13 protein-coding genes are annotated in these 14,401 nt (G+C 35.7%); 9 read left to right on the forward strand and 4 right to left on the reverse strand.

Going from position 1 to position 14,401, the window contains the following annotated elements; genetic code table 11:
- Positions 1 to 179: 179 nt before the first annotated feature.
- A complete protein-coding gene (locus CRI88_RS19990) occupies positions 180 to 728 on the reverse strand; it encodes a superoxide dismutase family protein (protein ID WP_036117859.1) in 549 nt (182 codons plus the stop codon).
- A 189-nt stretch (positions 729 to 917) separates the two neighbouring features.
- Complete coding sequence (locus tag CRI88_RS19995) at positions 918 to 1,694, reverse strand: 3D domain-containing protein (protein ID WP_036117861.1); 777 nt, start codon at positions 1,692 to 1,694, stop codon at positions 918 to 920.
- Between the two features lie 300 nt (positions 1,695 to 1,994).
- On the opposite strand from CRI88_RS19995, the gene CRI88_RS20000 reads away from it, so the two are divergent.
- Both CRI88_RS20000 and CRI88_RS20005 read left to right on the forward strand, forming a co-directional pair.
- On the forward strand, positions 1,995 to 2,174 hold the full coding sequence (locus CRI88_RS20000) for a YjfB family protein (protein WP_036117864.1): 180 nt from the start codon (positions 1,995 to 1,997) through the stop codon (positions 2,172 to 2,174).
- A 37-nt stretch (positions 2,175 to 2,211) separates the two neighbouring features.
- Positions 2,212 to 3,363, forward strand: coding sequence for a response regulator (locus tag CRI88_RS20005; RefSeq protein ID WP_058844791.1), 1,152 nt, complete (start codon positions 2,212 to 2,214; stop codon positions 3,361 to 3,363).
- Positions 3,364 to 3,422: 59 nt separating this feature from the next.
- Here the strand turns inward: CRI88_RS20005 and CRI88_RS20010 are convergent, their stop codons facing one another.
- Positions 3,423 to 4,439 carry a GGDEF domain-containing protein gene (locus CRI88_RS20010; protein WP_036117870.1) on the reverse strand — a complete coding sequence of 339 codons (1,017 nt, stop codon included), beginning with the start codon at positions 4,437 to 4,439 and terminating at the stop codon, positions 3,423 to 3,425.
- 294 nt (positions 4,440 to 4,733) lie between these two features.
- On the opposite strand from CRI88_RS20010, the gene CRI88_RS20015 reads away from it, so the two are divergent.
- From CRI88_RS20015 to CRI88_RS20035, 5 genes are all read left to right on the forward strand, one after another.
- Positions 4,734 to 7,775: a hybrid sensor histidine kinase/response regulator gene (locus CRI88_RS20015; RefSeq protein WP_058844792.1), complete on the forward strand. Its 3,042-nt coding sequence runs from the start codon at positions 4,734 to 4,736 to the stop codon at positions 7,773 to 7,775.
- A 137-nt stretch (positions 7,776 to 7,912) separates the two neighbouring features.
- Positions 7,913 to 8,602, forward strand: coding sequence for a response regulator transcription factor (locus CRI88_RS20020; RefSeq protein WP_036117873.1), 690 nt, complete (start codon positions 7,913 to 7,915; stop codon positions 8,600 to 8,602).
- On the forward strand, positions 8,599 to 9,585 hold the full coding sequence (locus tag CRI88_RS20025) for a sensor histidine kinase (protein WP_036117876.1): 987 nt from the start codon (positions 8,599 to 8,601) through the stop codon (positions 9,583 to 9,585). The genes CRI88_RS20020 and CRI88_RS20025 overlap by 4 nt, the downstream gene beginning before the upstream one ends.
- A gap of 145 nt (positions 9,586 to 9,730) precedes the next feature.
- Complete coding sequence (locus CRI88_RS20030) at positions 9,731 to 10,516, forward strand: ABC transporter ATP-binding protein (protein WP_197413021.1); 786 nt, start codon at positions 9,731 to 9,733, stop codon at positions 10,514 to 10,516.
- Positions 10,506 to 12,347, forward strand: coding sequence for an FtsX-like permease family protein (locus tag CRI88_RS20035; RefSeq protein WP_058844793.1), 1,842 nt, complete (start codon positions 10,506 to 10,508; stop codon positions 12,345 to 12,347). Before CRI88_RS20030 ends, CRI88_RS20035 begins: the two co-directional genes overlap by 11 nt.
- Before the next feature lie 152 nt (positions 12,348 to 12,499).
- Here CRI88_RS20035 and CRI88_RS20040 read toward each other — a convergent pair whose 3' ends face one another.
- Complete coding sequence (locus CRI88_RS20040) at positions 12,500 to 12,940, reverse strand: DUF2269 family protein (RefSeq protein WP_036117885.1); 441 nt, start codon at positions 12,938 to 12,940, stop codon at positions 12,500 to 12,502.
- A gap of 172 nt (positions 12,941 to 13,112) precedes the next feature.
- Between CRI88_RS20040 and CRI88_RS20045 the strand changes: the two genes are divergently transcribed.
- Positions 13,113 to 13,754, forward strand: coding sequence for a YfbR-like 5'-deoxynucleotidase (locus tag CRI88_RS20045; protein ID WP_080717022.1), 642 nt, complete (start codon positions 13,113 to 13,115; stop codon positions 13,752 to 13,754).
- Between the two features lie 100 nt (positions 13,755 to 13,854).
- Positions 13,855 to 14,367 (forward strand): zf-HC2 domain-containing protein, encoded by a 513-nt coding sequence (locus CRI88_RS20050; protein ID WP_101966956.1) that lies wholly within the window; start codon positions 13,855 to 13,857, stop codon positions 14,365 to 14,367.
- Positions 14,368 to 14,401: the final 34 nt, after the last annotated feature.

Genomic DNA, 14,401 nt, shown 5'->3' on the forward strand with positions numbered 1-14,401 from the left:
ATTTGATTGAATTTTCTGATAAAAGAATTATACAATAGTAATTTAGCAAAATGCAATAAATAATACACATTATGCATTATAAATATAAAACTGATCTCATCATTAGATAGAACACCATTTTATTCCATATAATAAAAAACTGCATCTAATAATTATTAGATACAGTCTTCCACATCATTTTATTGAATTACACCGCAAGCAATTCTTGCTCCAGAATTACCTGCTGGATCTGTTTTATAATCGTCAGCTGATTCATGAATAACAATAGCACTGCCATCGCTATCTAATAACGAATTTGGTTGATCTTTTTGTAAAGTCAATCCCTCAGCTAGGAAATCTAAATCAACATTACCATCCTCACCAATCTCTAAATTTGGTAAATCCCCTAAGTGATAGCCGTTTGGATTTAATTTACCATGCTCTTTATTAGTTGGATTAAAGTGTCCACCAGCCGATTCAAATTTAGGTGGTTCACATTTCCCTACTTCATGAATATGAATACCATGTGTGCCTGGCGGTAAGCCAGTTAAGGCCAGCGTCATTCTAACGCCATTATCCTCTTCTTGAAAAAACGCATTCCCATAGCTTTCGTTATTTGCACCAATCACTTTTGCAGTAGCCGTTAAGGGGGACGTCGCATTTACAGGTAACTTTTCTTCTTTATTAAAGAAACTACAACCACCAACAAAAACTAATAAAGAAATGCCAATTAAACTTATTTTTTTCATAAAAAATTCCTCCTCTATTTCTGATGATTACCAACTTACCCAGTACTTATGCACAAAACAAATAAATACGACCTCCTCCTCTCCTAGGAAAAAGGAGTATTTTTAATCTCTGTACATCGTTTTTAGTATGAAATATTTTTGCTGAATCAAAAAAGGACTTCCCAAAGCTTGAGAAATCCCTTTTCATAGTTAATCTAAAATTTTTACTGTTACGTGTTTCACACCCCATTGGAGTGCTTGTCCTTCAGTAGGAATAAATACATCAATTTTATTACCCTTAATAGCTCCCCCTGTATCAGCTGCTATCGCTTCACCATAGCCTTCCACCCAAACTTTTGTACCAAGAGGAATAACTCTAGGGTCTACTGCAATGACTTTTAAGTTGGGATTAGATCTAATATCTGTGCCATTTGCGGTAATACCTGAACAACCTTCACAATAGGCCGTATATGCAGTCGCACGCATTGTCAATGTTTTACCAGAGCCAGTTGCTGGAGCACTTGCCGGAGCACTTGCTGGTTTAGTTGTAGTCGTTGTAGCAGGTTTTGCAGCTGCAATTCCCTCAGAAGTTTTGGGCTTTGGTTTTGCAGCCGAAGCCTTAATAGCCAATGACTCACCAGCTAAAATTAAATCTGAACCAAGGTTATTCCATGCTTTTAGTTCATCAACCGTCACATTATTTGTACGAGCGATTGAAAATAATGTGTCACCGCCTTTGATGACATATTCATCTTCATTTGCCGACTCTGTTTTTGTTGTCGTGTCCTTCACTAAATCCAGCTCTGGATAGAACCACAACGACTCCATCTCATTTAGTTGCTGGAATTCTCCAACCGTTAAATTATAAATCTCAGGAATTGCCCATAGTATATTGCCTGGTGATTTGTCCTTCGCAGAGGAAGGACTTGCATACAGACTCAAACCAAAGGTCATCGCTACTGCTAAAGCTAATGCTTTTTTCTTCATGTTTAGTAATACCTCCATCATTTTATTATTTGTTGCAAATCTGCTGCTAGCACGCTAGAGTTGAAAGCTCTACTATGACAGCAACCATAAGTTTGCAAATTAATAACTCAGGGTTATCCGCCTGATATTAGGAATTATTACTATAAAAACAGAAAAATATACAATTTCAATTAATTTTTTAGTAATTCGCAGATTTTGAGGGTAAAAAATCTATAATTTTGTAGCACAGTTTCGGACTTTTTTATATTAGATATTTGCTATTTTTAGCCGATAAATAAAGAAAGGGGGGGGAATGTAGAAATGGAAATTAATTCACTCATGTCATCACAGCTGATGGAGCTTCAACAAACCGTACAAATGAGCGTAATGCAAAACGCACTCAATTTGAACACATCTACAGCTATTGAATTATTACAAGATCTACCTCAGCAAGTTCCTACACATCCATACAAAGGATCAATAATAGACATCTCAGTCTGATAATGCAGCTATATTTAGCGGAAGGTGGTGTCCTTATATGATCCGGGTAATTGTGATGGACGATGAACCATTAGCTCTTGTTAATATAAAAAAACATTTAAATGCATTTGATGACATTGAGGTCATTGAAACGTTTACTACAGCAAAAGACTTACTGATAGAAGGGCCTACCTTAGACTTTCAAGTAGCCTTTTTAGACGTTGAAATGCCAGGCATGAGCGGTCTAGAAGTTGCACAATTAATAAAAACATGGGACAAAAACATCTGTATCATTTTTGTCACTGCCTATCGAGACTATGCTGTTCAAGCCTTTGATGTACAATCTCTTGATTACTTATTAAAGCCGATTTCGAAATCTCGCTTAGAAATGACGATTAATAGAATTCAAGAGCTGTTCCAGAAAGATCTAACATCAGCAGCTCAAACTCATCAAAAGCCGTCGCTTATGATCAGGTGCTTTGGAGAATTTGTCGTTTCTTATGAAGAAAAAGCAATTCATTGGAGAACGATTAAAACAAAAGAATTGTTTGCCTTTCTTTTTTTACAGCTTCATATGCCTGTACCCCGTGATACCATCCTAGATACACTTTGGAGTGATACGGATATTAAAAAGGCAAGAGTCCAATTGCATACTACCGTTTCATACTTGCGTACAACGCTTTCATCGTATGGTTACTCTGATGTGATTGAATATACGAATGGCTGCTATATTTTGAAACTAGAGGATTTTCAATGTGATGCCCATGATTTGGAGTATATTTTGAATACTAAAGCAGAAACAGGAAGATTGGATATCGAGAAGGCGGAGGAGCTCATCCAAAATTATCATGGTGAGTTTATGGCGACATTGGACTATTCATGGACTGCTAGTAAAGCTAACTTAATGAATAAACAATTTACTCAATTACTCGATGAATTGATTCATTATTACACTAAAAACCAGAATTTTAAAAATAGAGAACGTTCATTATTGTTAGCTTTAGAGTTAAATCCATATTCCGATAAAACTGTTCAACTATTAATTCGGCATTACACTGAGATTGGTAATCGTGCAGAAGCCATAAAAATGTATCATTCTTTTAATAGCCTTTTATTATCAGAATTAAATGTATCACCCACTCAGGAGACAACAGACCTTTTTCAAAATGTTGTACAGGCACAAGCAAAGGAGCTTGAAAAAAGTATATAACCCATCATGTTGAGGATAGGAAAAAGCATGCTAGTGTACAGTACTAGCATGCTTTTACATTATTTAACAATCATTTGTCTCATATTTCTAACTACACATAAACAGTTACGTCCTGATTGTTTAGCTTTATACAAAGCATGGTCTGCAATTTCTATCAATTGGTTAGGACTCTGGATATTTGGTGTAAAAGCCGTAATTCCAGCAGACATGGTTACGGGTCTACCACATGCAGTTTCTTGTAAGGCTTGCTTAATCCGTAGACTTTCTGCTAATTGTACAGCATCATCTATGTTCATTGAAGGCAGGATGACCATAAATTCTTCTCCGCCATATCTAAAGCAAAAACCTTGATCCCCCACACTGTTTTGCATATTAATAGCAAAGGCTTTTAAAACTTCATCCCCTACTGTATGACCATATGTATCATTTATACTTTTAAAATCATCTAGATCTATTAAGATGATGGCATGCGGGACCTTATCTACAATCAATTCATGTAAAGTTTGATCCATTCTTCTGCGATTAGGGATTCCTGTTAATGAATCTAAGTTTAATTGCTCTGTTAAATCAGAAATTTTACTTTGCGAGCAAATCACCATTTTTTGTACATTGTTTTTCAACAGCTTTGCTTCATAATACCAATCAGCAATCTCCTCAGTCTCCTGGCCCTCTTCACCTACTTCAATTTTTGTTGAAAGATCTTTTAGAGGCTGTGTAATTTTGATAGCTAACCATATAGCTAGGCCCAACACAGCTGCTACAACTATGATGATTGGGGTAATAATTTTCTTAAAAAACAAACTAAAAGAAACCATTCTTTCATCAAGTAAAGTATCAACTACTTGTTCCATATACGGTTCTAATGAATGATCATTTGTCTTAGCACCTTGTAAATAGTCTTCCGTAATTGTAGAGACTTCCTTTACATAGATTTCTTGCATGTCTGTTTTATTTTCCTTCAAAATTTCATTAAAATTTCGATAGCTACTCCAAATACTAATACTAGATGTCGCGAGTACAACGACAATCGTCATACTAACAATAAGAAACGATAACTTTAACTTGAATTTACCCACAATAGATCATTTCTCCCATTGAGATGATTTTTTCGTTAAATCTTATCTATGTTTCAACTCAAAATTTAATATATTTATTCAATCATCATAAGCCATATCTCTTAAAGAAAACTTAAAAACTAATGAGATTTTACTTTTTTTCAGATTAATAGGAAAAAATCGATAGTACTACGACCTCCATATAGTTCTATTTATATAGGTTTAAAGTATTCTTTTATACCCCTTCATATTTCCTTTTTTCCAATTCCATGGCATGGTAGATGAAGTTATTTAAGAAAAGCATTAGGAGGGAAAATGGCTGTGTTGAGAAAAACGACTATCCGACATCTACTTATTATAATTGCCATTTTTATAGTCCTTACTTCTTTACGATTGCTATGGTTAAACTACTTCCTACCCTCTAATCATCAGCCTAGCGCCCAAGGTGGTATTGTAGATCTGAACAATCAGGACCTTTTGAATGAAGAAGTTCTTTCTTTAAATGGTGAATGGCTCTATTCCCCTGGACAGTTCGTCAATCCTGAAAATAAAGGAAGTAGTCAAAAGACAAATATCGAGGACCATACTATCCAAACTCTTCCTACACTAAAAGGCGGGAAAACGACTCACCCCTACGGCACTTATCAACTAAAAATTCTGCTACCTAATCTTGCAGATAACAGCCGATATGCCATTCGTATTCCTGCTATCTCAACCGCCTCTTCCTTGTATATAAATGGCGAACTTGTAGGACAGTCAGGTAAAGTGGCAGATAACAGACAGGATCATAAAGGGCAGGCTGCACCCTACACAGTTTATTTTACAAATACGCAATCTGAAATGGACATCATGCTTCATGTATCTAATTTTGATACATCTAAAAGCCCGATTATTAATAAAAGGATTTCATTTGGCACTGCGTCAGCAATGACTCATCATCAATTAATTACAGGTCTATCTCTTTCAACAATTGTCGTTATGCTAATACTGTTTGCTCTTTTTAGCATACTTGTATTTCTGTTCATCTATAGGAAACCTATCGTTTTACTATTTACATTTGGCTTTCTTCTACCCTTGGCAGATGAATTAATTACGTTTGATCGTTCTCTGCTAGATTGGTTGCACCTTGATTATGTATGGTCCTATAAGCTTTCTTCTATTATTTTTCTCGGAGCCTCTTTTTTCTTTGTTCAATTTATGAGAGTCCTCTTGGTTAAATATCACAGCACTAAAACATTTCAATGGATTGTTGCCTTTTATGTACTAGACGCTGTATTCATTATAGTTTTACCAATGTCGTGGCTGGTACCTACTAAAATGATTTTCTTCGTACTTTATCTAGTGTCCTTTCTCTACGTCGTGGTATTGGCTCTTAGAGAGTATTTAGAAAACCAAAAAAGGAGCTCTGCTTTTATTGCTCTAACAGCTGTTGGTACAACAAACGGTATTTTATGGGGATTAATCAAATCTATTTACGTATTTGATATACCTGTTTATCCATTTGATTATTTATTTGTTATGCTCGGTTTTTCTAGCTATTGGTTCAGACGTTTTCATGAGAACTCTCAGCAAATCCAAAAGTTAGTCGCAAAACTACAAAAGGAGGATACTTTGAAAGATGAATTTCTTACAAGTAATGCACAGAAACTGTGGAGTCCGATGAATAGGATGATTACCCTAGGTCAGTCCATTTATGATAATCCGAAGAATAGACTTGTAGCTGAAGATCATCGAAATCTTAAACATCTGATTGATATAGGGAGAAGTATGTCCTTCACATTAAACGACATACTGGACTATACCCGCTTAAAAGAGGGTAATTTACATCTTCATACACAAAGTGTAAACCTTCAAGGTGCTGTTTATGGGGTCTTTGATATGCTTCGTTTTATTATAGATGGAAAGCAAATACATATGGTATCATCGGTACCTCGAAATTTCCCAAATGTGTTAGCTGACGAAAATCGTCTTATTCAAATCCTTTTTAACCTTTTGCATAATGCGCTAAAATATACAAGTGAGGGCTCTATAGAAATTACCGCTCGTGAGGAACAGCATATGGCCATTATCCACATTCGTGACACTGGACAAGGAATGGACGATTTTGTGAAAAGTCTTGTGTTTACACCTTATGAACAAGGTCAAGAACATGATGAGGGCATTGGAATTGGGCTTCTCATTTCAAAAAAACTAATTGAGTTACATGGTGGTACGATGCATATACAATCTGTTCAAAATAAAGGATCAGACATTTATTTTACATTACCGCTTGCAGATGAAAGTAAACAGAGCGAACATACATCCTACATGTTTCAAGATAATACTCAGTTACCAACTATAGAACAAAGGCTGTCCACAGTATCAGAAAAGCATTTCAGTATTTTAATGATTGATGATGATCCTACAAATTTAACAACTATGAAAAGTATATTTTCGAAGTCTGAATACAAAGTTACTACTGTTACAAGCAGTGAGAAAGCTTTAACGCTCATTCAGCAAGCCTCATGGGATTTGGTGATTGTGGACGCAATGCTGCCCTATATTTCAGGCTACGCTGTAATCGAAAGAATACGAAAACAATACTCATTGCTCGAATTACCTATCTTATTACTAACAATAAGAAAGCACCCTGAGGATGTTTATACAGGCTTTGCCTATGGGGCCAATGATTATGTAACAAAACCTATTAATGCATTAGAGTTAAAAGTAAGAAGTCGCGCCTTAATTGATTTAAAATACAGTATTCAACAACACTTACATTTGGAAAGTGCCTGGCTTCAAGCTCAAATCCAACCACATTTTTTATTTAATACGCTCAATACGATTGCTTCTCTTAGTACCATTGATACTGATAGAATGATTGACTTAATGCACCATTTTGGTGAGTATTTACATGCCAGCTTTGATGTTCGTAATCTTCAACGAGTTGTACCGCTAGAGCACGAGCTCGAGTTAGTTCACTCTTACCTTTACATTAAACAACAGCGATTTGGGGAATTAATTCATATTGAATGGGATATTGATGAAAATATAGAAATTGAAATACCCCCCATTTCTTTACAGACTTTAGTTGAAAATGCCATTCGACACGGTATTTTAAAAAAGACAGAAGGCGGTACTGTTTGTATCCGTATTAAAGATTACACAACTTATATAGCCATTAGCGTGATTGATGATGGTGTGGGAATTAGCCCTAGTCTATTAGAGGAATTACAAGCAGATCACGAAACTGCATGCTCTGGTATAGGTATACGAAATACGGATTTACGCCTTAAAAGAATTTATGGTCAGCGATTACAAATTCAAAGTACAGTCAATCAAGGCACAAATGTAACCTTCCATATTCCCAAAAAATAATAAATAAGAGTCATTACATCCTCTTTCCGAGTTTGGAGTGGCTCTTATTCCTTATTTCAAATTACAATTCTTCTATAGATTTAAGGGAATCAGGGTACATTATACATATAGAATGAAGAAAGGAAGGATCGATAGATATGTACAAAATATACATAATAGAGGACGATGTAAATATTGCTTCACTAATCGTTGAGCATTTATCCAAGTACCAGTATGAGTGCTATCCTGTCCAACAATTTCAGCACATTATCGAAGAATTTAATGCCATTCAACCCCATCTAGTCATTATGGATATCAATCTCCCAACCTATGATGGCTATTTTTGGTCACGAAAAATTCGTCAGCTCTCAACCTGCCCCATCATCATTGTTTCTGCCAGAGTAAATGATATTGATCAAGTATATGGTATTGAAAATGGGGCTGACGACTTTATCACGAAACCTTTTTCATTAGACGTCTTTATGGCAAAGGTTAATGGATTACTCCGACGCACATATGGTGAATATGCTTCAACCGAAACAACTACCATGACCATAGCTAATACTACATTAAATCCAGATACAGTTCGTCTTCAGGCAGAAGGTAATGAGAGCCTGTTAACATTAAAAGAAATGCAGCTAAGTAAGCTATTATTTGAAGCCTATCCCAATGTTGTGCCTCGTCAAAAGCTACTAAGTGCTATTTGGGATGATGAAGCCTTTGTAGAGGAAAATACATTGTCCGTGAACATTGGTCGACTACGTAGAAAAATGGAAGCAATCCACTCACAGCTTGAGATTAAAACCATTCGTGGTCTAGGTTATCAATTAGTGGAGGAAGGTAAATGAAGCTATTCTTTCGAGAACATCTAAGCATTCTTATTCTCTATGGCATAAGCTTTCTGCTATTACCTTGGATTATTCATACTTTAGATGACCTTGCGTCACACTATGGCTACTTTATCTTTCTTGCCAGCTTTCTGTTTAGTATATGGCTACTAGGTCGTTATTATCGTAGACGAAAGTTTTATAAGCATCTACAGAAAGATATCCACACACAGGAGGATCTTCATCTGTTTGAACCACGTGCACCAATTGAACAAGTTTATAGCGAAAGATTGAGACAAATACAGTATCTATTTTTAACTCAGCAACAACAATTAGACGAACAAGCACAAGAAAAGCAATTGGTTCTATCACATTTTGCACATCAAATGAAGACGCCATTATCTGTTATTCAATTAATTGTTCAATCCGCATCCAACAAAACTACTGAAGAATTACTACAATGGCAAATCGTTAATAAAGAATGCGATAAACTGACATTTACACTTAATCAGCTATTAACGTATGAGCGCACATCTCATTTAGTAGCCGATTTAAAAGTTGAACCCATTGTTTTAAAGGAACTAGTGCAGGAGGTCATCAATGATTTGAAGGATTACTTTATCATGAATGACATTTTTCCAAAAATGATGCTTGCTGAAAACCATATTATTTATTCAGATCGAAAATGGTTAAAAATTGTACTTTATCAAGTGTTCAATAACGCCATTAAATATAGTGACATAGCAAGCACAATTCAAATTCATTATGACAACGCCACTTTACACATAAAAAACTATGGTGAAACAATCCCTACTAGCGAAATATCACGAGTGTTTGATTTATTTTATACGGGTATGAAGGGGCGAACGAGTGGCGAAGCAACAGGTATAGGATTATATTTAGTGAAAAAGATATTAACTACATTAGATCACCCCTTCACTCTTCAATCCTCTGACCGTGTTACGACTTTTTCCATAAATTTTTCAAACAGCCAAAAAAAATAAACATAGGAACTGTGTCAGCCAAGAGGGCTTTTTCTACTATGACGTCATCCTTTTTCAACATGAACGAAGATGACAACTTTGTCATCTTCACGTCATCAAGCGAAATAGGTTATATCCCGCTCCTTTTTTATACTAAAGTTATCTAATGATCATAAAGGAGTTGTTTCAAGTGGGGAATACAATACTTCAAGTAACCAATTTACAAAAAGAATATATCGGTGAGCTCACATATAAAGCGTTAAACGGAATTGATTTTCAGCTAAGTCAACAGGAATTCGTAGCTGTCATGGGTCCTTCTGGTAGTGGAAAAACAACATTTTTAAATAGTGTATCTACTATTGATCGGCCTACTGCTGGTGATATCATCATCAATAATAGAAATCCCTATGTCTTAAATGATGAAGAACTCGCCCAGTTTAGACGCTCTGAACTAGGCTTTGTTTTTCAAGATTTTAATCTTGTGCATACACTAACAGTGAAAGAAAATATTTTATTGCCATTAACATTAGATAGCTTTCCTGCACCCAAAATGCGTCAGCGCTTAAAGCATGTCGCTCAATTTCTTGGTATCGAGGAACTGTTACCTAAACGTATTTATGAAATTTCAGGTGGACAAAAACAACGAGTAGCCATAGCTCGAGCTGTTATTCATGAACCTAGCCTATTGTTAGCAGATGAACCTACAGGAAATCTAGATTCAAAGGCGGTCAATGATGTGATGAACTTATTTACCTCCATTAATCACGAGCTCAAAACAGCTATTCTCATGGTGACCCATGATCCTTATGTAGCCAGCTTCGCCAATCGAATTATTTTTATGAAAGATGGCAAGTTGTATAATGAAATACATCGTGGCAACAACCGCAAGCAATTTTACCAAGAAATAATGGACACGCTTGCTTTTTTAGGTGGTGGGCATCATGAGCTTTAATCACATCGTCCTTCAAAATATTTTACGGGACAAATGGACATACGTTTCTTATTTCTTAAGTAGCATGTTTTCCATTATTATTTTCTTTTTATTTTCTGTGATCGTCTTTCATCCAAGTCTGAAAAGCTTAGACCCCGATTCGACACTTGGTATCTCACTGATGTTAGCTAGTATGCTCGTTTATTTATTTTCTTTTATTTATATCACCTATTCAATTATGGCGTTTTTACGCAAGAAGACCAAAACGCTAGGAATATTTATGATTACGGGAGCTTCCATGAAGCAAATTCGTAAGCTTGTATTCCGAGAAAATTTGTTAATTGGCATTTTAGCTATTCTATTTGCGATCGTTCTTGGACTTGTCATTACGCCACTTTTTTTAATGGGGGCAAAGGTTGTTTTAAAGGCAGAAACGTTTGGTATGTACATGCCTCTACAAGCAATTGGCTTAACGATTGGCTTATTTCTGATTTTATTTGTGGTGATATCGACAGTCATAACGAGGTTCATTAATAAAGAAGCATCTATTCAGCTCTTAAAAAGTGATACGATTATCGAAAAATCGATTAAGCCGCATTATGTGTTGTTCATTTTAAGCATAATGATAACTGGTATATTAGCGTACTTCTTAAAAACCGAGCATGCCATTGTAGACACGCTAGGTATTCTCTATTATCTGTTATTTTTCACTAGTATTCTTTGTACAATTCATTTAGTCATCGCACAGGGCTTGAGGCTATTTTTAAAAATATTTGAAAGGTCCCCTGCCTATCTTCGTAAAACGAATATGCTGTTGGCATCCAATTTAAATGCAAAAATGAAATCACATGCAAATATGCTGTTTCTAGTCACTATCCTATTAAGCGGTGTCTTTCTATGCACTAGCATTTTATTTAGCTCTTATTACAATGTAAAAAAGGATAGTGAAGAAAATTACCCGTATAGCTTTCAATACATTGCTGATCCAAAGGCTGACGACAATATGGTAAAGACTGATCTTGATTATCTTGAAAATAATCTATCATCGGTTCGTGCACAAAAGTTTTTTATTGAATTTAAATCAAATGAGGATCAACGCATTGGCTATATGGCATTATCGGATTATAACCTGTTACAACAACAGGAAAATGTCCTACATCAAAATGAATTTATTGCTGTAGCAGGAAGTCGAGGTGTAGCGACTATAACAGACAATGCCAGTGACCCGTATATAAAGTCGTTCAAACTTACTAAAACGATTGAGCAAAATCTGCTATCTACTGGTTTCCAGCATAGTTATTTCATTGTACCTGACAGCATCTACCAAGCCATAGACTACCCAGTTTATAAAACCTATATTTATGAGCTAGACAACTGGGCAGCCCATATAGAATTGGCGAATATAATTACTAAAAACATACCATCTCTACCTGGAGAACGTTATGTTACTTCCAAAATTGATTTGTATGACACGGAGATGTTTATCAAAAGCGTCATGTTCTTTATAGGCTCCATGTTAAGTTTAATTTTCTTAAGTGCTGCCATGAGTATACTGTATTTCTATTTGCAAACTACATTACTACAGGAGAAGGAAAAGTATATTGGCATCCGTAAGCTAGGGCTTTCCAAAAAAGAATTAGCTACCGTTATTGCCAAAGAGTTAGCGATCCTTATATTTGTGCCGTTCACTATTGCCATTATGCTATTGCTGACGACATTATTGTCTATGCGTACAATGGTCTCTACGGCATTTTTACAGGTTTCCATGGCTAGCTCTTGCTGTTTCTTTGTGCTTTTCCTCATTAGTTACCTATTTATTCGTAAAAGCTATTTTAAACGCCTTGTAAGCTAAAGAGGCTGGACCACAACTTTGGCCATCACGCAATCTAGATACAATTAACAAATAGATATACGCAGAAAACCCGAACTATGACAAGACACTAATTGTGTTTTGTCAAATAGTCCGGGTTTTATTGGCTAAAATCTTTTTGTTCCATGCTCTTTTTACCAGAAAATCGGCTTTGCTACCATTAACCAAAGCATGATAAGCAATAATAAAATATACATCCATGTTTTACGCTGTAAAAGAGAAACAAATTGTTGTTGATTATAAGAAGGCGTATTAAATGTACGTAACGTCGGTTTAAACGCTCTAGCTAAAAATACAATGGATGCAAACATCACAAGGAAGGTCATGACAATCCATGAAGTATTCCAATGATAGCCTGCATACCACATTAGCAAAATACCTGAGGCTACTAGGACATGTCCTGAATGTTTAACAATAGCAATAGCCCCTTTAAACGCTTCTATATATGGTGGCATTTCATCATTGGAAGCTGTGCGCATTTTTTTAACAATCGTTAACACAACGAACAAAGGCCCAATCGAAAGAACGGCACTTAAAATATGTATATAAAGAAGAAGTGTATAAATGGAAAACATGATGTGTACTCCCCTTTTCATCAGTCCTCTACATTATAGCACCCAACCTAAGTCTACTTTATCAGCAATTGTGAATCCTTTGTAAACACAGCTTGAATCATTGTTAAATTGTTTGAAAACTGCACAAAGAGGGTATTGTTTATAGTAACATGCATTTATAGAACAAAAAGGAGTGATTTTTATAGGAATTCATCAATTTTTTACAAACCTTAATGACTTAGAGCGTATCATTCGCTGCCCTGGTCGCTTCAAGTTCGAAGAGCATAATGTGGCTGCCCATTCTTGGAAAGTCTCACAATACGCAATGTTCTTCGCAACATTAGAAGAAATGAATGGAGCAGAAGTGGATTGGAAGTCCTTATATGAAAAAACCATCAACCATGACTTTGCTGAAGTTTTTATTGGAGATATAAAGACCCCTGTCAAACATGCGAGTCCAGAGCTAAAGCAAATGCTAGCACATGTGGAAGAAAAGATGATGGAAAAATTTATTATCAATGAAATTCCACAAGAATTTCAGGCTATATTCTTTGAACGGATGAAAGAAGGTAAGGACAATACGTTAGAGGGGCGTTTGCTCGAATTTGCGGATAAGCTCGATCAATTTTATGAAGCTTTCGCTGAATTAAAGCGTGGCAATACTGACAAAGAATTTGTCTATATGTACCAATCAGCCCTTTCAAAGCTTTTGGCGATTCCACTTGAAGCAACAGTGCAATATTTCCGCACAGAAATTTTAAAGGATGCAGTAAAGGAAAAAACGCATATCGATATTCAAGCCTTAACAGATGAAGTACTAAAGCCAAATAAATAAGATGCATGTACAAGTTTTCCGATTGAAAAATTCACGGAAGGCTTTTTTTATTTTCTAAAAAAAATCGTATAATGAGAGGACATGGATTGGAGGGAAAGTATTGTCACAGGAATGCTCGATTGTAGAAGATTTAATACCTCTTTATAAAAAACAAAAGCTCCAAGCACCGACGATAGAATTTGTAGAACAACATCTAACAACTTGTCAGCAATGTCAGCGGCTAGCCCATTCACAGCCAACTCAAGATGAATACTTACCCATGAAAAGAACATTATCCTTTTTTCACATCATATTTATTGTGTTATCTTTTATGTTTGCCATTAATTCATCCTTACTCGGCAATCAAAAGGGCTTTGTTATCTCATATGCACTTTTCGGTTGTCTTTCTTACCTTTTCTATAAAAACATCTGGATTGTCTTTATCATAAGCTCCGTGCCTGTATTTGTTTGGGCTATCATTAATAATCTAAATAATGGGCTCTATATTACAACCTATTCCTTCGCAGAAATAGGAGCACTCGTGATTGCAGCCGGCTACATCGCTCTTTTACATACAATTTTCGCCTTATTAGGTGCTGCTTTTGCCATTCTACTACGTAGGGTTTTTCAATAAATAATTATACAAAAAGCACCTTAAACTGATTTCT

The sequence above is a fragment of the Lysinibacillus fusiformis genome (genome assembly GCF_002845985.1).
In the GTDB taxonomy this organism is placed as follows: Bacteria; Bacillota; Bacilli; order Bacillales_A; family Planococcaceae; genus Lysinibacillus; species Lysinibacillus fusiformis_D.

Bases quoted from the DNA above. Each gene is read 5' to 3' on its own strand.
- CRI88_RS19990 (WP_036117859.1), bottom strand. From the start codon at position 728: ATGAAAAAAATAAGTTTAATTGGCATTTCTTTATTAGTTTTTGTTGGT.
- CRI88_RS19995 (WP_036117861.1), bottom strand. From the start codon at position 1,694: ATGAAGAAAAAAGCATTAGCTTTAGCAGTAGCGATGACCTTTGGTTTG.
- CRI88_RS20000 (WP_036117864.1), top strand. From the start codon at position 1,995: ATGGAAATTAATTCACTCATGTCATCACAGCTGATGGAGCTTCAACAA.
- CRI88_RS20005 (WP_058844791.1), top strand. From the start codon at position 2,212: ATGATCCGGGTAATTGTGATGGACGATGAACCATTAGCTCTTGTTAAT.
- CRI88_RS20015 (WP_058844792.1), top strand. From the start codon at position 4,734: ATGGCTGTGTTGAGAAAAACGACTATCCGACATCTACTTATTATAATT.
- CRI88_RS20020 (WP_036117873.1), top strand. From the start codon at position 7,913: ATGTACAAAATATACATAATAGAGGACGATGTAAATATTGCTTCACTA.
- CRI88_RS20025 (WP_036117876.1), top strand. From the start codon at position 8,599: ATGAAGCTATTCTTTCGAGAACATCTAAGCATTCTTATTCTCTATGGC.
- CRI88_RS20030 (WP_197413021.1), top strand. From the start codon at position 9,731: ATGATCATAAAGGAGTTGTTTCAAGTGGGGAATACAATACTTCAAGTA.
- CRI88_RS20035 (WP_058844793.1), top strand. From the start codon at position 10,506: ATGAGCTTTAATCACATCGTCCTTCAAAATATTTTACGGGACAAATGG.
- CRI88_RS20040 (WP_036117885.1), bottom strand. From the start codon at position 12,940: ATGTTTTCCATTTATACACTTCTTCTTTATATACATATTTTAAGTGCC.